At 57.4% G+C, this 25,302-nt stretch carries 20 protein-coding genes and 1 pseudogene; 9 read left to right on the forward strand and 12 right to left on the reverse strand.

The genetic code is table 11. The features are described 5' to 3' along the window. The first annotated feature begins 86 nt into the window (after positions 1–86). The gene (locus CKQ53_RS01510) at positions 87–1,244 is read left to right on the forward strand and encodes a pyridoxal phosphate-dependent aminotransferase (protein ID WP_094118564.1); all 1,158 of its coding nucleotides are present in this window, start codon (positions 87–89) and stop codon (positions 1,242–1,244) included. Further along, positions 1,232–1,999: an amidohydrolase gene (locus CKQ53_RS01515; RefSeq protein ID WP_094118563.1), complete on the forward strand. Its 768-nt coding sequence runs from the start codon at positions 1,232–1,234 to the stop codon at positions 1,997–1,999. Before CKQ53_RS01510 ends, CKQ53_RS01515 begins: the two co-directional genes overlap by 13 nt. Before the next feature lie 128 nt (positions 2,000–2,127). On the opposite strand, the gene hpxK is transcribed toward CKQ53_RS01515, so the two are convergent. The 7 genes from hpxK to CKQ53_RS01555 form a co-directional block, all read right to left on the reverse strand. Next, positions 2,128–3,396, reverse strand: coding sequence for an allantoate amidohydrolase (gene hpxK, locus CKQ53_RS01520; protein WP_094118562.1), 1,269 nt, complete (start codon positions 3,394–3,396; stop codon positions 2,128–2,130). Beyond that, entirely contained in the window at positions 3,393–4,637 is a 1,245-nt protein-coding gene (locus CKQ53_RS01525) for a pyridoxal-phosphate-dependent aminotransferase family protein (protein ID WP_085653037.1), read from the reverse strand. Before CKQ53_RS01525 ends, hpxK begins: the two co-directional genes overlap by 4 nt. An 81-nt stretch (positions 4,638–4,718) precedes the next feature. Further along, entirely contained in the window at positions 4,719–5,462 is a 744-nt protein-coding gene (locus CKQ53_RS01530; RefSeq protein WP_085653038.1) for an amino acid ABC transporter ATP-binding protein, read from the reverse strand. Further along, on the reverse strand, positions 5,443–6,096 hold the full coding sequence (locus CKQ53_RS01535) for an amino acid ABC transporter permease (protein ID WP_304163060.1): 654 nt from the start codon (positions 6,094–6,096) through the stop codon (positions 5,443–5,445). Before CKQ53_RS01535 ends, CKQ53_RS01530 begins: the two co-directional genes overlap by 20 nt. Then, positions 6,096–6,764, reverse strand: coding sequence for an amino acid ABC transporter permease (locus CKQ53_RS01540; RefSeq protein WP_085653039.1), 669 nt, complete (start codon positions 6,762–6,764; stop codon positions 6,096–6,098). Before CKQ53_RS01540 ends, CKQ53_RS01535 begins: the two co-directional genes overlap by 1 nt. A 9-nt stretch (positions 6,765–6,773) precedes the next feature. Beyond that, positions 6,774–7,565: a transporter substrate-binding domain-containing protein gene (locus CKQ53_RS01545; protein ID WP_409359767.1), complete on the reverse strand. Its 792-nt coding sequence runs from the start codon at positions 7,563–7,565 to the stop codon at positions 6,774–6,776. A gap of 532 nt (positions 7,566–8,097) precedes the next feature. Next, a complete protein-coding gene (locus CKQ53_RS01555; protein WP_085653040.1) occupies positions 8,098–8,937 on the reverse strand; it encodes a MurR/RpiR family transcriptional regulator in 840 nt (279 codons plus the stop codon). A 220-nt stretch (positions 8,938–9,157) separates the two neighbouring features. Here CKQ53_RS01555 and CKQ53_RS01560 point away from each other — a divergent pair. The 4 genes and pseudogenes from CKQ53_RS01560 to hpxZ all read left to right on the forward strand — a co-directional run bounded on the left by CKQ53_RS01560 (position 9,158) and on the right by hpxZ (position 12,787). Then, a pseudogene (locus tag CKQ53_RS01560) lies at positions 9,158–10,743 on the forward strand (gamma-glutamyltransferase family protein). A 39-nt stretch (positions 10,744–10,782) separates the two neighbouring features. After that, entirely contained in the window at positions 10,783–10,980 is a 198-nt protein-coding gene (gene hpxX, locus CKQ53_RS01565; RefSeq protein ID WP_094118559.1) for an oxalurate catabolism protein HpxX, read from the forward strand. Next, the gene (locus tag CKQ53_RS01570) at positions 10,977–12,383 is read left to right on the forward strand and encodes an AtzE family amidohydrolase (protein ID WP_100053531.1); all 1,407 of its coding nucleotides are present in this window, start codon (positions 10,977–10,979) and stop codon (positions 12,381–12,383) included. The genes hpxX and CKQ53_RS01570 overlap by 4 nt, the downstream gene beginning before the upstream one ends. Before the next feature lie 17 nt (positions 12,384–12,400). Further along, on the forward strand, positions 12,401–12,787 hold the full coding sequence (gene hpxZ, locus CKQ53_RS01575) for an oxalurate catabolism protein HpxZ (protein WP_094118558.1): 387 nt from the start codon (positions 12,401–12,403) through the stop codon (positions 12,785–12,787). A 62-nt stretch (positions 12,788–12,849) separates the two neighbouring features. Here the strand turns inward: hpxZ and puuE are convergent, their stop codons facing one another. From puuE to CKQ53_RS01590, 3 genes are read right to left on the reverse strand one after another with little or no spacing between them, the layout of a single operon-like run. Continuing rightward, positions 12,850–13,800, reverse strand: coding sequence for an allantoinase PuuE (gene puuE, locus CKQ53_RS01580; protein ID WP_094118557.1), 951 nt, complete (start codon positions 13,798–13,800; stop codon positions 12,850–12,852). 40 nt (positions 13,801–13,840) lie between these two features. Then, on the reverse strand, positions 13,841–14,578 hold the full coding sequence (locus tag CKQ53_RS01585; protein WP_094118556.1) for an aspartate/glutamate racemase family protein: 738 nt from the start codon (positions 14,576–14,578) through the stop codon (positions 13,841–13,843). Further along, the gene (locus tag CKQ53_RS01590) at positions 14,575–15,300 is read right to left on the reverse strand and encodes a GntR family transcriptional regulator (RefSeq protein WP_094118555.1); all 726 of its coding nucleotides are present in this window, start codon (positions 15,298–15,300) and stop codon (positions 14,575–14,577) included. The genes CKQ53_RS01585 and CKQ53_RS01590 overlap by 4 nt, the downstream gene beginning before the upstream one ends. Before the next feature lie 154 nt (positions 15,301–15,454). Here CKQ53_RS01590 and CKQ53_RS01595 point away from each other — a divergent pair, with 154 nt between their 5' ends. Then, positions 15,455–16,933: an NCS1 family nucleobase:cation symporter-1 gene (locus tag CKQ53_RS01595; RefSeq protein ID WP_085653047.1), complete on the forward strand. Its 1,479-nt coding sequence runs from the start codon at positions 15,455–15,457 to the stop codon at positions 16,931–16,933. A gap of 105 nt (positions 16,934–17,038) precedes the next feature. On the opposite strand, the gene CKQ53_RS01600 is transcribed toward CKQ53_RS01595, so the two are convergent. Both CKQ53_RS01600 and CKQ53_RS01605 read right to left on the reverse strand, forming a co-directional pair. After that, positions 17,039–18,847 carry a glycoside hydrolase family 13 protein gene (locus tag CKQ53_RS01600; protein WP_118894567.1) on the reverse strand — a complete coding sequence of 603 codons (1,809 nt, stop codon included), beginning with the start codon at positions 18,845–18,847 and terminating at the stop codon, positions 17,039–17,041. A gap of 869 nt (positions 18,848–19,716) precedes the next feature. After that, positions 19,717–21,513, reverse strand: coding sequence for a glycoside hydrolase family 13 protein (locus tag CKQ53_RS01605; RefSeq protein ID WP_094118553.1), 1,797 nt, complete (start codon positions 21,511–21,513; stop codon positions 19,717–19,719). Positions 21,514–22,863: 1,350 nt separating this feature from the next. Between CKQ53_RS01605 and proV the strand changes: the two genes are divergently transcribed. Continuing rightward, a complete protein-coding gene (gene proV, locus CKQ53_RS01610; protein WP_085653423.1) occupies positions 22,864–24,066 on the forward strand; it encodes a glycine betaine/L-proline ABC transporter ATP-binding protein ProV in 1,203 nt (400 codons plus the stop codon). Next, the gene (proW, locus tag CKQ53_RS01615; RefSeq protein WP_085653424.1) at positions 24,059–25,201 is read left to right on the forward strand and encodes a glycine betaine/L-proline ABC transporter permease ProW; all 1,143 of its coding nucleotides are present in this window, start codon (positions 24,059–24,061) and stop codon (positions 25,199–25,201) included. The genes proV and proW overlap by 8 nt, the downstream gene beginning before the upstream one ends. Positions 25,202–25,302: the final 101 nt, after the last annotated feature.

Genomic DNA, 25,302 nt, shown 5'->3' on the forward strand with positions numbered 1-25,302 from the left:
ATAGACACCCAAACGTCTCAATTGCCAATTATCGACAGCGTGATATATTGGCTAGCTATACACGTTTGCAGGAGTTGTATTCAGTCATGAGCGCGGCGCTAATCCCCCACAGTAAACTCCCTTCTCTCGGCACGACCATCTTCACCCAGATGAGCGCGCTGGCGCAGAAGCATCAGGCGATCAACTTGTCGCAGGGCTTCCCTGATTTCGACGGTCCTCAGTATCTGCAAGAACGTCTGGCCTATCACGTTAGCCAGGGGGCGAATCAGTACGCGCCGATGACCGGCGTCGCGCCGCTGCGACAGGCTATCGCTGAAAAAACCGGGCAGCTGTATGGTTGGGAACCGGATGTCGACCAGGAAATTACGGTCACGGCTGGCGCGACGGAAGCCCTGTTCGCCGCCATCAGCGCGCTGGTGCGTCAGGGTGATGAAGTGATCTGCTTCGATCCGAGCTATGACTGCTATGCGCCAGCCATCGAATTGGCTGGCGGCGTCGTGAAGCGTCTGGCGCTGCAGCCCCCCGCCTTTCGGGTGGACTGGGCGGAGTTCGCCGCGCTTCTCAGCGATAAAACCCGGCTGGTGATCCTCAACACGCCGCACAACCCGTCGGCCACCGTCTGGCAAAAATCGGATTTCGACGTCCTGTGGCAGGCGATTGCCGAACGCGAAATTTACGTGCTGAGCGATGAAGTGTACGAGCACATCTGCTTCGATCCGGAAGGTCATGCCAGCGTCCTGGCGCATCCCGAGCTGCGTCAGCGCGCGGTCGCCGTCTCGTCCTTCGGTAAAACGTTCCATATGACCGGCTGGAAAGTGGGTTACTGCGTAGCTCCCGCGCCTATCAGCGCCGAACTGCGCAAAATCCATCAATATCTGACGTTCGCCGTCAACACGCCAGCACAGCTGGCGATTGCCGATATGCTGCGGCAACACCCGGAACACTGGCGCGAGCTGCCTGATTTTTATCGGGCGCGACGCGATCGTTTCGTCAATGCGCTGTCGGCCAGCCGCTTTGAGCTGTTGCCGTGTCAGGGCACCTACTTCCTGCTGGCGGACTACAAAGCGATTTCGACGCAGGATGACGTGACCTTCTGCCGCTGGATGACCGAACACGTTGGCGTCGCCGCCATTCCGCTGTCGGTTTTCTGCGCAGACACTTTCCCCCACACCTTGATTCGGCTATGTTTTGCCAAGCAGGAATCAACGTTGGATGCCGCTGCGGAGCGCCTATGTCGACTTTAAAAATCACCCTACTGCAACAACCGCTGGCGTGGATGGATGGTCCCGCCAACCTGAGCCACTTCGACGCGTTATTGGAAAACATCACCGGCCGCGATCTGATTCTGCTGCCGGAAATGTTCACCACCGGATTCGCGATGGAAGCCGCCGGACACAGCCTGGAGCAGTCGGTGGTGGAAGCCTGGCTCTGCCAGTGGGCGCAGCGCACCAACGCGCTCATCGGCGGCAGCGTGGCGGTGCAAACGTCGAAAGGAGCGGCGAACCGTTTTCTGTTCGCCGATCCGCACGGCACGCTGTATCGCTACGATAAGCGGCATCTGTTCCGCATGGCGGACGAACATCAGTATTATCAGGCAGGAAAGAAGAAACTGGTGGTGGAGTGGCGCGGCTGGCGCATCATGCCGCTGGTCTGCTACGACCTGCGCTTCCCGGTCTGGGCGCGCAACCAGCAGGATTACGACCTGCTGCTGTATGTCGCCAACTGGCCGACGCCGCGCGCTCATCACTGGAAGACGCTGCTGACGGCCCGCGCGATTGAAAACCAAAGCTATGTGGCGGGCTGTAATCGCGTCGGTATCGATGCCAACGGCCACAGCTATCAGGGCGACAGCGTGATCCTCGATCCGCTCGGTCAGACGCTGGCCAGCGCCCCGGAAAATCAGCCCGCACGGCTGGATGCGGAACTGTCGCTGGAAGCGCTGCAAGCCTATCGGCAAGCTTTCCCCGCCTGGCGCGACGCGGACGCGTTCACCCTCTAGTCAGCGCGACGCTTCTTGCTGCTCACGATGTAAGTCAGTGCTTACACTGATGCAGCAAAAAGCCCTCGCCACCCGGCGTATGTCCGCCCCGCGCTCCGCCTGTTGAGGCGCTTCAGCTGCTCCGCGATTCACCCCTTACGCGTTGCGCCAACGTTCACCACCGTCAGCAGTAACGCCTGCAACGCTTGCGCCACGTCGTCAGTAAGCACTAACTCATCAGGGTGATGGCTCACGCCGCCTCGACAGCGCACGAACAGCATGCCTACCGGCCAACGTTCGGCGATGGCAATGGCGTCGTGGCCCGCGCCGCTCGGCAGCGACAAACTCGTTCCCTGCACCACCGTCACAGCGTCAGATAACGTCGTCTGTAGCCTGTCATCGCAGCGCGTCGCGGGAATACGATAGTACTCCTCCGCGCTGAACTGACATCCGCGCAGCATGGCGATCTCCTTCGCCGCCGCCAGCAATCGGGTCAGCAACGCTTCCAGCGCTGCATCTTCCGGTCCCCGGACATCCAATGTCAGCCTGACTTCGCCGGGAATGACGTTGGCCGCGCCCGGCAAACAGTGCAACGTCCCTACGGTCGCGACCAAATGCGGATCGCTCGACTGCGTCAGCGCCTCCACCTGCGTCATCCAGGCCGCCGCGGCCGCCAGCGCATCTTGTCGTTGTCCCATCGGCACCGTGCCCGCATGACCGGCATGACCGACAAACGCACAATTCAACCGCCGCGCCCCATTGATTGCCGTGACCACGCCCAGCGCCAGTCCCGCCTGTTCCAGACACGGCCCCTGTTCGATATGCAGCTCCAGATAGGCCAGAATATCGCTCGGCGGCCGCGCCGCCTCTCCGATCGCGTCGGCGGACAAACCGGCCTGCGTCAGCGCTTGCGACACGGGAACGCCATCGGCGTCCTGACAGGCCAGCCATTCTGCGGGCCAGGTGCCGGTGAGTCCGCGGCTGCCCAGCAAGGTGATGCCGAAGCGCGTGCCTTCCTCGTCGCCGAAGCCCACGATCTCCAGCGCCACCGGCAGCCGAATTTGACGTTGATGCAGATAGCGAACGGTTTCCAACGCGCTGAGCACGCCCAACATCCCGTCGTAACGACCGGCATTGCGCACCGTGTCTAGATGCGAACCGAGCAGCAGCGCCGGGGCATCGGCCGTTTGACCCTCGTAGCGGCCGCAAATATTGCCCACGCTATCCTGCCAGACGCGCATTCCCGCCGCCCGCATCCACTCACCCACTACCTGATTGGCGCGCAGATGCTCTTTCGACAGGTAAACCCGCGTCAGTTGGCCTGCGCTTTCCGAAATCTCCGCCAGCGCATCGCAGCGATCCATAACCTGCCGCGCGGCGTTGAGCGCCTCGGCAGCCGTCATCGCGACGGGATTCATGCCTGCGCCTGCTGGCGGCTATAGACATCCCAAGCGGCCTGCAACGCGGCGCCCTGTACGGAGCGGAATCCCAGCCGATTAAGCACGGCTTCCAATGCGGTCAGGGTCTGCATGACGCAGTCTTTACGCGCGTTGTAGCCCATGGTGCCGATCCGCCAGATCTTGCCCTGCAGCGGGCCGAAAGAGGTGCCGATCTCGATGGCGAAATCCTCCAGCAGCAGCTTACGCACGGCTTCACCGTGTATGCCTTCGGGGATCGTCACGCCTAATACGTTGTTCATGCGATGCGCCGGATCGCCGTAAGCCTTCAGTCCCATCCCTTCGATCCCGGCCAACAGCGCCTGACCGTGCAGCGCATGGCGGGCGATGCAGGTATCCAGCCCCTCCTCCAGAATAATGCGGGCGCACTCACGGGCGGCGAACAGCATACTGGTCGCTTCGGTGTGGTGGTTTAACCGCTCCGGCCCCCAGTAGTCCATGATCATGCCCAGATCGAAGTAGTTGGAGTACACCATCTCCTCATCGCCATCCTGATGATCGTCGGTGCGGATCCCCTGCTCCACGCATTTGCGCTGACGGATCGCCGCTTCCATGCGCTCGCTGATCGTCACCGGCGAACTGCCGGACGGACCGCCAAGGCACTTCTGAAGTCCGGCGGATACGCCATCCAACCCCCAGGCATCGGTTTCCAGCGGATTACCGCCAAATGAGGCGGTGGCGTCAGTGTAAAACAGCACGCCATGACGTCGGCAGATGTCACCGAGTTCGTCCAGCGGCTGAAGCATCGTCGTCGAGGTGTCTCCCTGAACGGTCAGCAGCAGACGCGGTTTGACCCGCTTCACGGCCTCTTCGATGCGGTCAGGCGTGAACACGTCGCCCCACGGCGCTTCAATCGTATGCACCTCGGCGCGGCAGCGACGGGCAATTTCACACAGCAGATGGCCGAAACGGCCAAACACCGGGACCAGTACGCGATCGCCGGGGCGGATCGCAGAAACCAGAATGGCTTCAATTCCGGAACGCGACGTGCCGTCCACCAACATCGTCCAGCGGTTTTCAGTACGAAACAGCTGCCGGTACAGCGCCATAACCTGATTCATGTAGCCGGTCATCACCGGATCGTACTGACCAATCAACTGACTGGACATCGCCCGGAGCACGCGCGGATCGGCGTTAATCGGGCCCGGCCCCATCAGCAGACGATGTGGCGGATTAATTTGGGCGAACAGTTCGCTTTGCATAGTGGTTAACTCCTGATGTCCTTAATTCATGGTGTGCGTTGACGCGCCGGACGGAGGTAGGCGTACCGGCTGCGCCGCGCGTCAGGCTTCGGTCAGCCCGCGCACGGAGGCAATAAACTGTTTCAGTTCCGGGGTCTGCGGCTGGGCGAACAGGCGGGAGCCTTCGCCCTGCTCCCACACTTTGCCCTGGTGCATGAATACCACGCGGTCGCCGACCTCGCGGGCGAAGTTCATTTCGTGGGTGACCAGAATCAGCGTCATGCCTTCCGCCGCCAGCTGCTCCAGCACTTTGAGCACTTCGCCCACCAGCTCCGGGTCTAACGCCGAGGTAATTTCATCGCACAACAGCACCTTCGGATTCATCGCCAGCGCGCGGGCGATGGCGACGCGCTGCTGCTGGCCGCCGGACAGATTGGCGGGATAGTAGTTTCGCCGTTCGCCCAGCCCGACTTTGTCCAGCATCTGCTCGCCCAGACTGCGGCACTCCGCCGCGCTTTTTCCCAGCACCAACCGGGGCGCCAGCATCACGTTTTCCAACGCGGTCATGTGGGGGAACAGATTGAAATTTTGGAAAATCATGCCGATGGAACGGCTGATTTCACGCGCCTGAGACTCCCGATCGGTAATCGTCATTCCGCCCAGCTTGATGCTGCCTTCCTGATAACCTTCCAGACCGTTGACGCAGCGGAGCAGCGTACTTTTCCCCGAGCCGCTGCGCCCGATGATAGAGATCACTTCGCCCATCTCGACGTCCAGGTCCACGCCCTTTAACACGTGGTTTTGACCGTAAAACTTATGAACCTGATTAATGGTGATGAGCGGCATTGAATTTCTTCTCCAAATAGCGGCTGTAGTAAGACAGCGGGTAGCACAGCAGGAAGTAGCCAAGCGCCACCAGCCCAAACACCTTGAAGGGCTGGTAGGTGACGTTGTTCAGCATGGTTCCGGCTTTGGTCAGCTCGACAAAACCGATGATGGACGCCAGCGCCGTACCTTTGATTACCTGCACGGAAAAGCCGACCGTCGGGGCGATGGCGATACGCATCGCCTGCGGCGCGACGACCCGGCTCAAGGTTTGCCAGAAGCTCAGTCCCAGACAGCGCGAGGCTTCCCACTGTCCGCGCGGCAGCGCCAGTACGCTGCCGTGCCAGATATCCACCAGAAACGCGCTGGTGAACAGCGTCAGCGCCAGTGCGGCGGCCACCCACGGACTGACGTCAATGCCGAACAGACCCAGACCAAAAAAAGCGAGGAATAGCTGCATCAGCAGCGGCGTGCCCTGAAACAGGTTGGCGTAAGCGCGGGTCAGCCGCAGCGGCCAGGGACGGCGGGTCAGACGCAGCAGCAACAGCGGCAACGTCACCAGCGCCCCGCCGAAGAACGCGGTCAGCGACAGCAACACCGTCCAGCGCCCCGCCAGCAGCAGGTTGCGCACTATATCCCAGTCGGTAAAGTTCATCATGCGCCCTGCGTTCCCAGAAAACGTCGCCCCAACATCATCAGCAGTTGGCGCATCAGCAGCGACAACGCCAGATACAGGAGCGTAGTGACCAGATACACCTCGAAGCTTAAGAAGGTGCGAGATTGGATAAGGTTGGCGGCGAAGGTCAGCTCTTCGTACGACACCTGCGACACCACCGAAGAGCCGAGCATGACGATGATGCACTGGCTCACCAGCGCCGGATAAATCCGTTGAAGGGCCGGCGGTAAAATCACACGCAGAAACGTCTGCGTGCGCGTCAATCCCAGCACCCGGCAGGCTTCCCACTGCCCTTTCGGCGTCACCTGAATGCCCGCGCGGATAATCTCGGTGCTGTATGCCCCGAGATTCACCAGCATGGCGATCAACGCCGCCTCGCCTGCGGTTAGCTTCAGCCCCAGCCCCGGCAGGCCGAACACGATAAAGAACAGCTGCACCACGAACGGCGTATTACGAATCGCTTCGACGTAAACGCCCCACAGCCCGCTCAACACGTTCGGCTTGCCGCTGCGCAACGCGGCGCCGCAGATGCCGATGGCAATACCGCCGACCGTAGCGAGCACCGTCAGTTGCACGGTGACCCACAGACCGGCCAGCATGTCCGGCCAGTAAGGCCACAGCGCGGCGAAATCAAGCTGATAGGTCATGCGTTACCCTCACGCGCCCAGATTGGCGGGCAGCGGCGCCTTCAGCCACTTCTGCGACAGGCCGTTCAGCGTGTTGTCTTTTACCGCCTTTTCGATCAGCGCATTGACCTTCTCTTTCAACGCGGGTTCGCCTTTTTTCAGGCCGATAAAGCACGGCGAATCTTTCAGCATGAATTTCGCCACCGGCGCTTTCGTCGGATTCTGTGCGGCGATGGCCGCGACCACCAGGTTACCAGTCGCGATGTACTGCACCTGTCCAGACAGATACGCGGACAGCGTGGTGTTGTTGTCTTCATAGCGTTTCAGCTGCGCTTCTTTCGGCGCAAGATCGGTCAGCACCATATCTTCCACCGCGCCGCGGGTGACGCCCACGCTTTTGCCCGCCAGCGCCTGAGGATTGCTCAGATCGCCGTCTTTCGGTCCGAACACGCCCAGGAAGAACGGCGCGTAGGCGCGGCTAAAGTCGATCACCTTTTCGCGTTCGGCGTTTTTACCCAGGCTGGAGATCACCAGATCCACCTTGTTGGTTTGCAGATAAGGCACGCGGTTGGCGCTGCTCACAGGCACTAGCTGCAACTTTAGTTTCATCTCGCTGGCCAGATAGCGCGCCATGTCGATATCGTAGCCCTGCGGCTCAAGGTCCGTGCCGACAGAGCCAAACGGCGGGAAGTCCTGCGGCACGGCGACGCGCAGTACGCCACGTTTTTCAATGTCTTGCAGCTGATCAGCCAGGGCATGGCCGGCCTGTACGAAAAACAGCGCCGCGCTGATCACGGCCAAGAAACCTTTTCTGATATTCATCGCTCTGCTCCTGGTTCGCCAATTTGAAACAAAAGATTCTTCAATAAAAGATAGTGAAACTATCGTTACAAATCAGAGAGCAAAATATATGCCAATAATGAGGTTGCGGGGAGAGGTGAATTCGGGTGAGAAAAAAGCGCAGGCAATCCTTGAGATAAGGCTTTTCTCAGATGAAACGGAGAAAATCATCGCGCAAAACGGCAAGCATCGAGCGGAAAGGTGGCCCCGACATGTTGCACCAATGAGGAGCAACAGCACTATTCTGGTGCTGAATATCAGCTCATCGCTGAGCGCTACCGGCATGGATGCAACATGACGTCATGAGCGCCCGTCACGCTCATCAAGCTGAACAGCCATCGCCCTCGCGACGATGTTCAGGGCGCTAACGCCTAAGATCCGGGCTGGTGAAATAAACCGATGATTCAGATGTGCCGGAAAACGGATGCAATCGTTAATCCGTTGAAAAGTATAGTGAAATGGCCGAACAGGACGGGAGGGTCAGCCGTGTTTGCATGCAAGGACTCAGTGTCGCCTAGCGTTGCTCCAACTCATCCAACTGCTGATACAGATCGGCAATATGATGAATACGCTGACGTCCGTCCTGCAACATTTCATGCAGCAGCGCGTTGCTCAACAGATTAACCAACCCCATCGCAGAGGCGTAGCTGTCAAAGGCGGATACGCTGTCCAGCGGCGCGCTCAGCGTCCAGGTCGCGAACGGTTGAAGGCTGTGGGCCTGCGGCTCGCACAGCAACAACACCGGCACCTGTTTTTCCTGTAATTGGCGAAGCAGAGACGGGATCAGCCGTGGACGGCGGCGAAACGCGGCTACGATAACGACATCCTGTGGACTCAGGTCAGCCAGCTCTTCCGCCAGCGTCTGGCCCGGCTGGGCTAACAGACAGACTTGCGGCCTCACCTGCAACAGCTGCTGGCGTAGATGCAGCGCCACCGGATAACTGTTGCGCAGCCCGATCAGGCAGACACGTTGAGCCTGTTGAAGCGCGGCGATCACCGCGCCGAACTGCACCGGATCGATCTGATTGACCCACTGGGTCAGGTTCGCCATCTCCTGCTTATAGTGACGCGCCAGCAGGGTATTTCCCTGCACCGCATCGCGGTTGTCGGCCAGCGGCATACCGCTTTGGCGTAGCGTGCGCAGCTCATCGCGCATTTCCCGGTAGCTCGGGTAGCCGAGACGACGGAACAACCGACTGACGGTCGCTTTAGAGACGCCGCACAGGCGCGACAGCTCCGCGCTGTTGTAGCTGATCAGGTCGTCGAGATGATCGAAAATAAACTCCGCGACCCGCCGCTCCTGAGGGGAGAGCGCATTAAAATGGCTGCGTAGCCGTTCATCAATCTGCTTCATGCCTGCCTCTGTAACTTTCGTTTCAGCCCTTCACGGTATCGCTGCACCTTAGCACACCTCTCAGCGAGAACGGCAAGAGGAAAAAGAGTGGAATGCTTTTTGCTTTTGTCTGTAGTCGATTGTCCGTGGGCTCCCTTCACGGCGCGATGCCTGGCCTTAGATTGATGACTCGCCAGCGTTGCCCGCCGGAGTCTTGCCCCTAGCGTTGGGAATCTTTTTTATGATGCACAGTAATATTGCGCCAGCCGGTATGGCGGTGACGCCTCACCACCTCGCCAGCGCCTCCGCGCAGGCGGTGCTGCGGGAGGGCGGCAATGCGATCGAAGCAATGGTCGCCGCCGCGTCTACCATCGCCGTCGTCTATCCGCACATGAACAGTCTGGGCGGCGACGGTTTCTGGCTGATCGTGCCGCCGCAGGGCGACCCTATTGCCATTGACGCCAGCGGACCGGCAGGCTCGCTGGCCGACCGCGCGATGTACGACGGTATGGAGCGTATCCCTCATCGCGGTCCCAAAGCCGCCATCACCGTGGCGGGCACCGTCGGCGGATGGCAGGAAGCGCTGCGCTACGCCGCCGAGCTGGGCGGAAAATCGCTGCCGCTGAAGCGGCTGCTGGCCGATGCGATCCGCTACGCCGAACGCGGTATTCCGGTCACGCCCTCGCAGTCGGACGCGCTCACGCAGCACTTTGAGGCTCTCAGCGCCCAGGCCGAATTTCGCCGCGTCTTCTTGCCGGACGGCACGCCCCCTTCCCCGGCAGCCGCTTCACTCAGCCCGACCTCGCCCGCACGCTCAGGCAGCTGACGCAAGACGGTCTGGACAGTTTTTATCGCGGCCCGCTGGCCGATAGCTTGGCGGCGGCCATGACCCAGGTAGGGATGCCGGTGACCCGAGACGATCTGGCGAACTATCGCGCTAAACGCGTCGCCCCCCTGAGGCTGGCCCACAGTCAGGGCGAGATCTTCAATCTGGCGCCGCCGACGCAAGGGCTGGTGTCATTGGCGATCCTCGGGATCGCCGACCGCCTCGATATGGCCGATCTTAACGATGCGCAAACGATCCATCGCGTCGTCGAAGCCACCAAGCTCGCGTTCGAACTGCGCGATGCCTTCATCACCGATCCCAGACTCGTCACGCAAGATATCCCCGCTTTGCTCAGCGCCGATGCGCTGGAGGCATTGAGCGCCCGCGTGAATATCGATGCCGCCGCGCCGTGGGGAGAAGGGAAAGGCCCCGGCGACACCGTTTGGATGGGCGTGTGCGACGGCAACGGACTGTCGGTTTCCTTTATTCAGAGCATCTATCACGAATTCGGCAGCGGCGTCGTGCTGCCGGAGACCGGCATCGTCTGGCAGAACCGGGGAGCCTCGTTCAGCCTCGATCCACACCATCTATTGGCGCTGGAACCGGGCAAACAGCCGTTTCACACCCTGAATCCCGCCGCCGCACGGCTGTCCGACGGGCGGACGATGGTCTACGGATCGATGGGCGGCGACGGCCAGCCGCAAACTCAGGCGGCGTTGTTTATCCGCCACATCGTGCAGGGGCTGCCGCTCCAGCAGGCCATCGCCGCGCCGCGCTGGCTACTGGGTCGCACCTGGGGACAAACCTCCGATAGCCTGAAACTGGAGGACCGCTTCACGGCCGCCACCGTCGACACGCTACGCGGGCTGGGCCACGAAGTGGAGATGCTGCCCGACTTCAGCGAGAGCGTCGGACACGCCGGCGCCATCGTGCGCCATACTAACGGTATGCTCGAAGGCGCGTTCGACCCGCGCAGCAACGGCAGCGCCCTAGGCTTTTAAATCAATAAGACCGCGACCAAGAGAATCACAGAGGGAAACATGAGCGAGATAAAACGTGATGACGCCGCGCTGGCCGACTATCTGCGGCAGATGGAAACGTTGCTGGCGCTGGAGTTAGATCCGGCCCGCCGCCAGGAACTACAGCGACAGTTCAGCCGCATCGCCGAGATGGCGCAGCCGCTGATGGCCTTTCCACTGGACGAGCGTCAGGAAGTCGCGGGGGTCTATCAGCTATGAGTACGATGCGTCACCCCGGCAGCTATTCCATTGATGAACTTCAGGCGCTGCAAGAAAGCGGCGAACTGTCCGCGCAAGACATCGCCCAGCAGACGCTGGCGCGCATTGCGCAGCGTAACCCCCAGCTCAACGCCTATACCCGCGTCACCGAGACGCGCATGTTGGAAGAGGCCGCGCAGCTCGACCGACAACGCCGCGACGGCTGCCCGCTGCCCGTGCTGACCGGCGTGCCGTACGCGGTCAAAAATCTGTTCGATGTGGCAGGCGAAACCACGCTGGCGGGAGCGAAACTGTTTAGCCAGCGCCCACCCGCCACGCAGGATGCCTACGCCGTCGGTCGACTGAGCGCTCAAGGCGCGCTGCTGTCGGGGATGGTAAATATGGACGCCTACGCCTACGGCTTTACGACGGAGAACACCCACTATGGCGCAACCCGCAACCCGCATGACCTGACGCGGATTGCGGGCGGCTCTTCCGGCGGTTCCGCCGCCGCGGTTGCGGCCGGGCTGGTGACCTTCGCGCTCGGCAGCGACACCAACGGCTCTATTCGCGTCCCTTCGTCGCTGTGCGGCATTTTCGGCCTCAAACCGACCTTTGGCCGCCTGTCCCGTCGCGGCACGCAGCCTTTCGTCGCCAGCCTCGATCACATCGGCCCGATGGCGCGCAACACGAAGGATCTGGCTCAGGTCTTCGACCTGCTGCAAGGCATCGATGCCCACGATCGTTTTCAAACGCCGCACTCGTCATTGGACTGCTCGGCCACGCTGAATGATGATACGCCGCCGCTGCGCACCAAGATTCTGGCAGGTTATTTCGCCGACTGGTGCGACGAACACGCGAAAACCGCCGTACTGCGGGTCGCACGCACGCTGGGAGCCAATGAGAATGTGTTGATCGACGATGCCGCGCTGGCCCGCACCGCCGCCTTCCTGATCTCCGCCAGCGAAGGCGGGAATCAATACCTGCCCGCGTTGCGGAGCTTGCCGGAGCAGTTCGAGCCGCATTCGCGCGAACGCCTGCTGGCCGGCGCCATGATCCCGGCGGCGTGGTACGTACAGGCACAGCGTTTTCGCGACTACTTCCGGCAGGAGGTCCTGTCACTGTTCGAGCACACCGACCTGTTGATCGCCCCCGCTACGCCCTGTTCGGCGACGCCGATTGGTCAGGAAACCATGCGCATTAACGGCGCGGATCTGCCCATTCGCGCCAGCATGGGCATGCTGACGCAGCCGATTTCGTTCGTCGGGCTGCCGGTGGTGACCGTGCCGCTGCTCACCGACTCCGGGCTGCCTATCGGCGTCCAACTGATTGCCGCGCCGTGGCGCGAAGACATTGCGCTACGCGCTGCCCGACGCCTGGAGCAGCAAGGCATTACGCACTCTGTCATCCCCTTACAGCCCTGATACGCCAGGAACCCGCTATGTTGCAGCTCAACGACATCAATCTGCCCGACGTGCTGGAAGAGGTCGCCGCCGCGTTCGCCCGCTACGAAAAAGCGTTGACCGGCAACGACGTCGAAGCACTTGACGCCCTGTTCTGGCACGATGCGCGCACCGTCCGCTACGGCGCGTCCGAGAACCTATACGGCATTGAGCAGATCCGGGCGTTTCGCGCCGCCCGTCCCTCGGCCGGACTCGACCGCCAGTTGCAGAATACGGTGATCACCAGCTACGGCCGGGACATGGCCGTCGCCAGCACCGAGTTTCGTCGAGAGCATTCAGAGAAGGTTGGTCGCCAGATGCAAACCTGGATCAGAACCGAACAGGGGTGGCGCATCGTGGCCGCCCACGTCAGTCTGATGGCGTAACGGATAGGTCTGAGGAAGACAGGCCGCGACTTGGCGGCCTTTTTTCGTTCATCTTGAATGCGTCAGCCTGGATAAGGATGGTGCTGACGCCAGTGGTCGGCGATGTCCTGACGACGGCAAATCCACACCCGGTCGTGCTGCTGTACGTAGTCGAGGAAACGCTGCAACGCGCGGAAGCGACCCGGCCGTCCCAGCAGCCGACAGTGCATGCCGATCGACATCATCTTCGGCGCCGTTTCCCCTTCTTCGTATAACACATCAAAACTGTCTTTCAGGTAGGTAAAGAACTGGTCACCGCAGTTAAACCCCTGCGGCGAGGCGAAACGCATGTCGTTGGCCTCCAGCGTATAAGGGATGATCAGGTGCGGCTGCGCAACCCCTTCTTTCCCCACCACGGGCATCCAGAACGGTAGGTCGTCGCCATAATAGTCGCTGTCATACTGGAAACCGCCGAGTTCGACCACCAGCCGACGCGTATTCGGGCTGTCGCGACCGGTATACCAGCCCAACGGCGCTCGGCCAAACAGCGCCGTCATCGTCTCCACGGCCTGCGCCATATGCTGGCGTTCAACCGCCACTGGCGTGTCCTGATAGTGGATCCAGCGCCAACCGTGGCACACCACGTCGTAGTCCGCCGCCGTGATCGCCGCCACGACGGCCGGGTTACGCGCCAGCGCCATCGCCACGCCGAACACCGTCAGCGGCAGGCCGCGACGCTGGAACTCTGCATGGATCCGCCAAAAACCCGCGCGTGAGCCGTACTCATATAACGAGTCCATCGACATATGGCGGTCCGGGTAACTGGCCGCGCCGATGATGTCAGACAGAAATTGCTCGGAACCCGCGTCGCCGTGCAGCACGTTATTCTCCGCGCCTTCCTCATAGTTGAGGACAAACTGCACCGCGATACGCGCACGTCCCGGCCATTGGGCGTGCGGCGGCTGGCCCGCGTAACCGATAAGATCGCGCGGGTAGTCCCGCCCTTCCCCCAACGTCTGCGTTAACGTCTTCATGATGTGTCTCTTTTTTATTGCTGAGAAGATACAACCGATGTCAGCGCAGCGGGCTGAACGGGCCGGTCAACGGTTTGGGCAGCGGATAGTCGAGATCGCCGTGTTTGCTGGTAGTCAGTCCCATTCCCACCAGCGATTCAATCAGTTTGACCGCAGCGCTGACGCCGTCGATCACCGGGATCCCCAACTCACGCGTCAATTCAACGGCCAGATCCGCCATCCCCCCGCAGCCCAGCACAATCGCGCCGGATCCATCCTGTTGCTTCGATTGTATACACTGTTCCCGCACCTTCTGTTGCGCCACGCCCTGTACGTCCTCTAGCGCCAGCACCGGAAGATCGATCGCATGCAGCGCGGCGCAGTGGCGTTCAAAGCCATACTGGTGCAGTAGGTGTCGCGCGATGATTAACGTCCGCGGGAGCGTCGTCACAATGGAGAAACGCGTCGCCACCAGCGTCGCCATATGCATCGCGGCTTCGGCAATGCCAACCACCGGCGCGTCGGCCAGCTCGCGTGCCGCCAGCAGTCCCGGATCGCCAAAACAGGCGATGACATGCCCCTGCACGCCCTGCGATTTTCCTTGTTGGATTTGCTCCAGCACGCCAAGGGCCGCGATGGCTTCATCGACATGCCCTTCTATCGACGGCGCGCCGTGAGACGCGCACACGGCCCGGATGTCGGTATCTGCGTGCGCCACTCGCCGGGCCGCGGCACCGATGGTCGCCGTCATTTCCCGGCTGGTGTTCGGGTTGATGACCTGAATCACACAGCGGCTCATGCTGGCTCCTGTCCATGAAGGTGGGCGAACAGGCGGGAAAAGTCCGGCGTTACGCTATCGTCGCGATCAAATCGCAGATTGGCGGTGATATCGTCGAAATGCTGCTGCATGGCGGACGTCAGCGCCGCCGTGTTTTTCTCGCGCAACAGAGCAATCAAGCGCTGATGATCGTGACAGCGACACCCCTGCTGCCACGGCGCGCCGTAGGCGGCGATCACCAGCGACGATCGCAGCGTGAGCTGAGACACCATGCCGGTTAATACCGCATTGCCGGAGATAGCCTGTAGCTGAATATGAAACGCGGCAGACAGGCGGATCGCCTCCGCGCCGTTCTGATCCTGATGAGCTTTGTCTTCCGCCTGCACGCCCTTTTCCAACGCTGCGCAGTGGCTCGGCTGGCAGTGCGCCACCACCTGCGGCAGGTTGGCGCACTCCAACAGACTGCGGGTACGGAAGATCTGCTGCGCCTCTTCTACCGAGGGCGTGGCGACCTGTGCACCACGCTTGGGCGCGAGAGTGATCATTTGCACCGCGGCAAGACGCTGTAGCACTTTGCGGATCCCCGTTCGGCTAACGCCGAAGACCTCAGCCAATGCTTCTTCAGGTAATTTGGTGCCCGGCAGCAGCTGGTGTTCCACAATCGCATTCAGCAGCGCGTGATAAATCACTTCGTCCTTTTGCTTAGAAAGCGCTGCCTCTTCAAGACCATAGGTATAGTTCATCACGTTATCCCATCAACATGTCATCGCTAAATCGTACACCGCAATCATCATTTATTGTATACAAAAAATAGATCATGGCCTGAATCCTGCAAAACCCCTTTCGTATACACCATCGAGTGACGTTGACGTTCGGTTATCAAAAGGAGCAGATTCCATGCCACAAAATGCCTCGTCAAACCGCGCTATGCGGACAGACTACAGCCCCAGGTTATGCAACGAGGATCTCGCGCCGGTGCGGTCGCAGAACTGGTCCTGGTATAACATTTTTTCTTTCTGGATGTCCGACGTCCACAGTATGGGCGGCTACGTTGTCGCGGCCAGTTTCTTTACGCTGGGGCTGGCCAGCTGGCAGGTGCTCATCTGTCTGCTGGCCGGTATCGGCATCGTCCAGCTGTGCGCCAATTTGATCGCCAAACCCAGCCAGATGAGCGGTGTTCCCTATGCCGTGATTTGCCGTCAGGCTTTCGGGGTTTTCGGTGCGAACATCCCGGCGGTGATCCGTGGACTAATCGCCTTCGCGTGGTATGGCATTCAGACTTACCTCGCCGCCAACGCGCTGATGTTGGCGCTGCTGAAGTTCTACCCCTCGCTGATCCCGCTGACCGAACGTCATTGGCTGGGCCTGTCGGCGCTCGGCTGGATCTGCTTCGGCATACTGTGGCTGCTGCAGGCGATGGTGTTCTGGCACGGCATGTCCGCTATTAAGCGGTTTATCGATTTCGCCGGTCCCGCGGTCTATGCGGTGATGCTGGGGCTGGCCGGGTGGATTGTTTACCAAACCGGTTGGGACGGCATTTCCTTCACGCTGTCCAGCCAATCGTTGAGCGCGAGCGAGCAGCTGTGGCAGATGATCACCGCCATCGCGCTGGTGGTGTCCTATTTCTCCGGACCGCTGCTGAACTTCGGCGACTTTTCCCGGTACGGCAAAAGCATCCGCGAGGTGCGCCGCGGCAACTTCTGGGGGCTGCCGGTCAACTTCCTGCTGTTCTCCATCGTGACGGTGGTGATCGTTTCCGGCACGCAGTCGCTCTTCGGCAAGATGATCACCGATCCGATCGAAACCGTGAGCCACATCGGCAGCGGCGTTGCCGTCGCGCTGGGCCTGCTGACCATGATTATCGCGACGATTGGTATCAACATTGTGGCGAACTTCGTGTCGCCAGCCTTCGACTTCTCCAACTGTTCGCCACAGCGGATCAGCTTCCGCGCGGGGGGGATGATCGCCGCCGTAGGATCGATCCTGCTGACGCCCTGGAACCTCTTTCAATCCCCCGAACTGATCCACTACACGCTGGACGTCCTGGCGGCCTTCATCGGCCCGCTGTTTGGGATCTTGCTGGCGGATTTCTATCTGATCAAAGGCGGGAAGGTACACGTCGACGATCTGTTCAACGCAACCCCGCAGGGGCGCTACTGGTATCGCCGCGGTTTCAATCCCAACGCGATTCTGGCGCTGATCCCCGCGGTCGCCATCGGTCTTTTTATTGGTTTTGTGCCGTCGTGGCATGCGCTGGCTAATTTCAACTGGTTTATCGGCGCGGCGCTGGGCGCGGGTTGTTATCGTTTTCTGGCGCGTCATGAACGCAACCCAGCTTATCCGCTCCGCCCTCTCTCGATGCCCGGACTGGAATAAACATGTCGCATCACATGGGCCCGCCTTCTGTTCCCCAAACAAAAACATCCCGGCCAAAGCCGGGATGTGAGGTGTGAAATGGCGCGAGTGCGCCAGCAGCGTGGGTTATTTCAGTTTGTAGATCCCCGTCTGCCACGGTTGCAGATTAAGCACGGTGGCATTGTCTGCAGGTTTGGCCTTTTCACCGCTTTCGAGCAACGTTTCGCCTATCGCCAGATGATCCGGCAACGTGTAATCGATCGGATGTTCTTTGAAGTTGATCACCACCAGATAACGATCGCCCTTCATCGTGCGTGTATACGCGAAGACGTCGGGATTCTGCGAGTCCAGATCCGCGTATTGACCGTAGACCAGCGCCGGGATGCGGTGACGCAACGCGATCATTTCACGGTAGTAGTTGTAGACCGAGTTCGGATTGCCCACTTCGCTCGCCGCATTGATCTCTTTATACGTCGGGTTCACCGTGTACCAAGGCGTACCGGTCGTGAAGCCCGCGTTTTTCTCGGCGCTCCACTGCATCGGCGTTCTGCCTTGTTCACGCGAGGTGATGCGGACGTTATTCAGGAAGTCGTCTTCCTTCACTTTTCCACCCAGAACCAGGTTCTTGTAGAACGCTTTGGTTTGAATGTCGTTATAGTCGTCGATGGACTTGAACGGCGCATTGATCATCCCAAGCTCGTCGCCCTGGTAGATAAACGGCGTGGCATGCTGCGTCAGCAGCAGCGTACCCAGCGCTTTCGCGGAGCGTTCACGCCATTCCGGACGGTCGTCGCCGATAGTGGAAACGACGCGCGGGTTATCATGACTCCCAAGGAAGAACGCCAGCCAGCCGTACTCGCCGCCGGATTCGTTTGCATGTTTCACCACTTCTTTCAACTGCGGCAACGTCCAACCTTTGTAATGCCATTTTTCGCCCGGATAGCGATAGAACAACACCGACTCGAACGTGAATGCCAGATCCATTTCGTGGCGTCGCTGGTCGACGTAATCCTTCAGCGACTCTTGCGGCACCGCGAAGGCTTCGGCGGCGAACGCCATATCTTTATGATGTGACAGAACGTGGTCGTTCATGTCTTTGAGATAACGGTGAACATTCGGTCCGTCGCCATAAGTCGCAGCGGCGTGCCCCAGCTGCTGCTGATTCAGATCCGGAAATCCCGGATGTTTGGAGATAGTGTTGATGGAGTCGAATCGCAGGCCGGAGACCCCTTTCGACAGCCAGAACTCCATGACGTCATACAGCTCTTTTCTCACCTGTGGGTTGCTCCAGTCGAGATCCGGCTGATGTACGCTAAAGTAGTGAAGATAGTACTCGTCGGTCTTGGCCTCTTTTTCCCACGCCGGACCGCTGAATATCGATGGGTAGTTATTGGGGGCGCCGCCGTTTTTGCCTTCACGCCAGAAGTAGTAGCTGCGATAAGGGTTATTGGTCGATTCTTTGCTTTTCAGGAACCACGGGTGTTCATCACTGGTGTGGTTAAACACAATATCGATCATCAGGCGCATATTGCGTTTTTTCATTTCAGCGACAAGCCGGTCGAAATCTTCCATCGTACCGAAGTCTGCCATGACTTTTTTATAGTCGCGGACGTCGTAGCCGCTGTCTTGATTCGGGGAGTCGTAATGCGGCGTGATCCAGATGGCGTCGATGCCAAGGTTGTGCAAATAATCCAGCTTCTCAATCAAGCCGTTGAAATCACCGATACCATCTCCGTTGCCATCGTTGAACGAGCGGAGATAGACCTCGTAAAAGACCGCCTGCTTCCACCAGACCGGGTAGTCGTCAGAACGTTGAATAACGGGGCCATGAGGAGACGTCGCTTCCGCAGGCTCCGCCTGAACCTGAGGGACATTCCCGCACAGGGCAATACCTAGACTTATCGCAATCAGCGATGCCAATCTCAGTTTATTCATATCCTTTTTTTCCTTGCTTTAAACAATAAGAAAAACACAGTTTTTATTTCTGATTTTAGGGAGAGGGCATGTAAAAACAGCGAGGTCGAGAATAGCACCATGAAAATAAGCACACATCACTTTAATATTGAATTAATACCGTAAAAGCCTATACCCATGAATTAATCAATTCATGAAAAATACCTCAAAAAACATTCCTTAACGTGTAATAGCCTCATATTCATATTCCCCCTTGAAAATCACTCGCCGTATTATCATTAAATATAAAAATGTTCTTTTTGGTGATTATTGGAAATAAATGGTCTGCAGAGTTAAAACAAAAACAATCAAAATCAACCAGTAAAGTCATGCCGCTCATATTTAAATCCGCACCATGAGAAGTTTAAAACGCATAACGGCAACTTTATCGTCACCAATAGATCACGGTGAAAAAATATTTTTACCGTTTTTATTTACATAATGATGTCACTAATCACGGAATTTACGACGACTATAAAAAAACCATCGATACGATAAAAAGCACATTTCGTTAATATTATTTACCCACCATTACATCCACATTTAAAATAACCCGTGCGTTTCCGTTCATTTCGTTACACTTATTTACCGTTAATTCATACCTGCTTTTTTTACCCCAAAAAATCATTCCTCTTCTCGGTGCTTTAATAGCCCGATTGACGTTAAAAAGGGATGAAAATAACGGGGGGTACCGCCTATGCCGATTGGCAGGCTCGAACGACCGCTGACGTGATGACCGCGTAGAAGCGGGTCATCACGTCATTTTCGCTCGCTGCGCGACCCGACAGAGGACATCACGGGAAAATCTGCACAGCATCGGAAAGTATTTTCCGAACTCAGGTATCGTTCAATCAGTTCAGCTGGTAGATCCCAGACTGCCACGGTTGGAGAGTGAGAGAGGACGCATTGTGCGCAGGCGCGGCTTTCGCACCGCTTTCAATCAGCGCTTTATCAATGGTGAGCGACTGCGGCAAGGGGTAATTGATCACCTTTTCTTTGAAGTTGATCACCACCAGATACTTCGCGTCTTTGGTGATTCGGGTGTAGGCATAAATATCCTCATTTTTCGGCGCCAGGTCCGTGTATTGGCCGTAGGTCAGCGCAGGCGTTCGATGGCGCAGCGCGATCAACTGTTGGTAATAGTGATAGATGGAATCATCATGCGCGACCTCATTTGCCGCATTGATGACCTTATAGTTGGGATTGACCTTCAGCCACGGCGTACCCGTAGTGAAACCGGCATTTTGCTGCGCATCCCATTGGAACGGCGTCCGGGCATTATCCCGGGTCGTCTTTTTCGCATTTTCCAAAAACCAGTCGGCCTTGACCTTGCCAGTCTCGACATAGTCTTGCCAGAAACCCTTGATTTCAAGATCGTCATACTCTGAAATCGACTTGAAGGGATAGTTGGTCATGCCCAGCTCTTCCCCCTGATAGATAAAGGGCGTCGCGCGCTGCGTCATCTGCAGCGTCGCCAGAGCCCGTGCGGACTTGCTACGCCACTCCGGACGGTCATCGCCAAAGGCAGACACCGCGCGAGGGTTATCATGATTTCCCAGGAAGAACGCGTTCCATCCATAATCACCCGCGACATTATTCATGTTTTGCACCACCTGTTTAAATTCGCTCAGCGTCCAATCGCGATAGCGCCACTTCTCAGCCATGTGGCGATACAGCAGGATCAGGTCGAAAGTGAAGACCATGTCCAGCTCTTCCCGACGTTGATCGACATACAGAGGCACCTGTTTGAGTGGTACGCCGAACACTTCACCCGCCGTCACGATATCGGGGTAGTGAGACAAGACCTCAGTGTAAATCTCATGGATATAGGCATGCAGGTTCGGCCCCTGCGTGTAGGTCACCGCATAGGCGGCGAGTTCTTGAGGCGTCAGATCGGGGAATCCGGGGAACTTGGAGTAGGTGCCGACCGTGTCGAAACGCAGGCCAGCGACCCCTTTATCCAGCCAAAACCGGACGATGTCATACAATTCATGGCGGACTTTCGGGTTGTCCCAATTCAGATCAGGCTGATGCTTGCTGAAGTAATGGAGATAATATTGATCGGTCTTAGCATCTTTTTCCCATGCCGAGCCGCCAAAGAAAGAGTGATAATTGTTTGGCGCTCCGCCGTTTTTACCGTCCTGCCAGATATAAAAATCTCGATAGGGATTATTTTTCGACGAGCGACTTTCCTTAAACCACTCATTTTGATCGCTGGTATGATTAATCACCACATCAATCATCAAACGCATATCGCGTTTTTTCATTTCAGCCATTAAGCGGTTGAAATCGTCCATCGTTCCATATTCACTCATGATGTTTTTATAATCACGAATGTCATAACCGCTATCAGTATTGGGTGAATCATAATGGGGTGTAACCCAAATAGCATTGATACCCAATCCTTTCAAATAATCCAACTTGTCAATAATACCTTGAATATCCCCGATACCATCTCCATTGGTGTCCTTGAAAGAACGCGGATATATCTGATAAAAAACGGCTTCCTTCCACCATAAAGGATAATCAGCAGATTGCTGTACTGTCGCTAGTGCTGGACCATTTTCGGCCTTGGCTAAGTTGAAACTGCTCGATAGAATAATACTCAGGCTCATAGCCGCAAGCGACGTTAGTTTCTGTTTGGACATATCCTTCTCCTTGATTCTCCGACGTGTTACTGCAATAAATATTGCTTATACTTGCGCTCTTAAATTAAAAGCGGTGCAGAGATTAGCATCATGAAAATATGTATACATCACTTTATTTTTCAATAGATACTCATATATTAATTTCTATTTTACTGTTTCAATTTGCATTCAATTTAAAATGACTTATTTAGTATTTTTCATGAGCTATTTCATTCATCGAAAAAGAATATTATTTAGCATCATTCATTTTGCTATTACCTGTTTATACATTTTTACTCCGCTCATTATTCTCGTGCGTCTGGATATATCGGCCGGAACGTTAACGTTTCTCCCCGTTAAAACCCGGTTATCGAAGACGTCGTACAAAGACCGCATAGGGGTGGCGCAACGGGAGGATTCGGTCCCATGATCGGCACGGAGGAGAACGGAAGATGAGAGATGAGATATGAGAGATGAGAGATGAGAGATGAGAGACACAATGCAAGCGCCACAGGCGGAGTAAAGAGAAGCCCACCTACAGCATGCGGAGAATCACGGCTGTTAAGAGCGATGTCCAAAGGACCATCGTCGCTGAAACTGTCGTCATGAACATGCCGGGAGTCTCGAAACGTCATCACGCATCGCGCTAACGGGGGCAATATGGCGTCTTTTTCCTGACGCTGAATGCGCCTTTCATGGGGGCCGTGATGGGATGAAAACCCTGACGTAAGACGGGGTTTTCGCGCAACAGTCAGGGACTCAAAATACATCGCGGTGGAAGGGGATCGTGGGCAAAATAATGCCTTGTATCTCGGGAAAAAATGCGAAATATATCCGTTTCTTTTGAGGAATATTATCCACCCCAGAAAGATCCCCTCATTTACCGTCCGCCGGAGCAAGGCAACATTCCGTGCGGACCCCCTCCCTATACCCCCTGGTTATTTTAGCAAAACCAGGACTAACGCCTTCAGCTTACAGCCCTTTTTTTCATCGAAAATCATGCGCCAACGCCCTATTTATTTGCACAGGGATAAATATTGGAAACCACCAAAATTCAGGAAGAGAAAATATATTTAAAATCATCATCAATAATTTTTACTGAATCCATTCAACACCATGATTTTAATAGTATTTTTATTTGTTTAATATTGTTAATGATTTTTAATTTCAGATATTTAATGACGATATTTTCCGGTATAAAAACAGCTAAAAAACCGAAAATAACAAGGAGGAGAAATTACTCAATCCGACCTCAGGGGTTGTCTCAAATTATTATTATGGTAGGGTATACGGCTGTTTTATCGTTACCAGGGCAGATCTATAGCGCATAACATCAAAGCAATATCGTCACTATAGGAACTAACCAATTTCATGGCAATTAAACTTGAAGTAAAAAATCTCTACAAAATATTTGGCGAACATCCTGACCGTGCATTCAAGCTGATGGACAAGGGCTTGAATAAAGATCAGGTGTTTGAAAAGACCGGACTCACGGTCGGTGTCGAAAACGCCAATCTGGCCATTGAAGAAGGCGAGATATTTGTCATCATGGGATTATCCGGGTCAGGAAAATCCACGCTAGTACGCCTTCTCAATCGTCTGATAGAACCCACGCGCGGTCAGGTGCTGATCGACGGCGAAGATATCGCCCGAATCTCGGACAGCGCCCTGCGTGAAGTTCGCCGCAAAAAGATCAGTATGGTGTTTCAGTCGTTCGCGCTGATGCCCCATCTGAACATCCTCGACAATACCGCGTTCGGTATGGATCTGGCGGGTATCCCCAAAGCAGAACGGGAGCAGAAAGCGCAAGACGCCCTGCAACAGGTCGGACTGGAAGCCTATGCGGCCTCCTACCCTGACGAGCTGTCCGGCGGGATGCGTCAACGTGTGGGCTTGGCTCGCGCACTGGCTAACGACCCGGACATCCTGCTAATGGATGAAGCGTTCTCGGCACTCGACCCCCTGATTCGTACCGAAATGCAGGATGAACTGGTCAAGCTGCAGTCTCGCCAACAGCGCACCATCGTGTTCATTTCCCATGACCTCGACGAGGCCATGCGTATCGGCGACCGTATCGCCATCATGCGCAATGGTGAAGTGATTCAGGTCGGCACGCCGGATGAAATTCTGAACAATCCGGCCAACGACTACGTGCGCACCTTCTTCCGCGGCGTCGACATCAGTCAGGTGTTCAGCGCCAAAGATATCGCGCGCCGCCGTCCGGTCGCCATCATCCGTAAATCTCCCGGCGTGGGGCCGCGTTCTGCGCTGGCCATTTTGCAGGAAGAGGATCGGGAGTTCGGCTATGTGCTGGAACGAGGCCAAAAATTCATCGGTATCGTCTCTATCGAATCGCTGAAAGAGGCCCACAAGAAGCAACTGCCGCTTGACCAGGCGTTACTGTCCGAACCGTCTCCGGTTCCCGCCGACATGCCGCTCAACGAGCTGATTTCCCTCGTGGCGCAGGCTCCCTGCGCCATACCGGTCGTCGGTGAAAACAATGAGTACATGGGCATCATCTCCAAAGGGATGCTGCTGCAGGCACTGGATAAAGAGGGCTCTCTGAATGACTGATGCGACTAATCCGTGGGAAACCACCACAACCGCTGAACAAGCCGCGCAGCAACCGGCCGCTGCGCCGCAGGCCGATCCTTGGGGCGCAGCCCCCGCCCCGACTGATGGCGGCGGCGCTGACGCCTGGGGCAACGCCGCTCCACCCGCTGGTGGCACCGACGTTCCCGCCGGGAGCACCGACTGGCTAAGCAGCGCGCCGGCGCCGGAACCTGAGCACTTTAGCCTGCTCGATCCGTTCAAGCATACCCTGATCCCGCTGGATAGCTGGGTGACGCGCGGCATCGACTGGCTGGTGGTGCACTTCCGCCCGGTGTTTCAGGGCGTGCGCGTGCCGGTCGATATTATCCTCAACGCTTTCCAGCAGCTGCTGATGGGGATGCCTGCTCCGGTCGCCATCATCGTGTTCTCTCTGCTGGCCTGGCAGGTCTCTAGCTTCGGCATGGGGATGGCGGCGTTTATTTCCCTAATCTTGATCGGCGCTATCGGCGCTTGGTCTCAGGCGATGGTGACGCTGTCTCTGGTGTTGACCGCCCTGTTCTTCTGCGTCCTGATCGGCCTTCCCATGGGGATTTGGCTGGCGCGCAGCGAACGGGCCGCGAAGATTATCCGACCTCTGCTGGATGCGATGCAGACAACGCCTGCGTTCGTCTATCTGGTGCCGATCGTCATGTTGTTCGGGATCGGAAACGTACCGGGCGTGGTCGTGACCATTATCTTTGCGCTGCCGCCAATAGTCCGTCTGACCATTCTCGGAATTCGACAGGTTCCCGCTGACCTGCTGGAAGCCGCTGAGTCGTTCGGCGCCAGCCCGCGTCAGATGCTGTTTAAAGTTCAGCTGCCGCTGGCGATGCCGACCATTATGGCCGGTGTCAACCAAACGCTAATGCTGGCGCTGTCGATGGTGGTTATCGCCTCCATGATCGCCGTCGGCGGTCTGGGACAGATGGTACTGCGCGGTATCGGCCGACTCGATATGGGTCAGGCTGCCATCGGCGGCGTTGGGATCGTCATTCTGGCCATCATCCTTGACCGTCTGACCCAGTCTCTGGGCCGTGACAAACGCAGCCGCAACAATCAGCGCTGGTTCAACAGCGGTCCTATCGGTCTGCTGGCCCGTCCTTTCATCAAGTCCTGATGCTCTGACTCTCGTGACCGGCTCCGGTCGGTCACATCAAGATAAATAATCATAATGACAGGGGACGCCACGTGTCCCCGACACCAACAAGAGGAATTCTT

The organism is Lonsdalea britannica, assembly GCF_003515985.1.
GTDB classification, from domain to species: Bacteria; Pseudomonadota; Gammaproteobacteria; order Enterobacterales; family Enterobacteriaceae; genus Lonsdalea; species Lonsdalea britannica.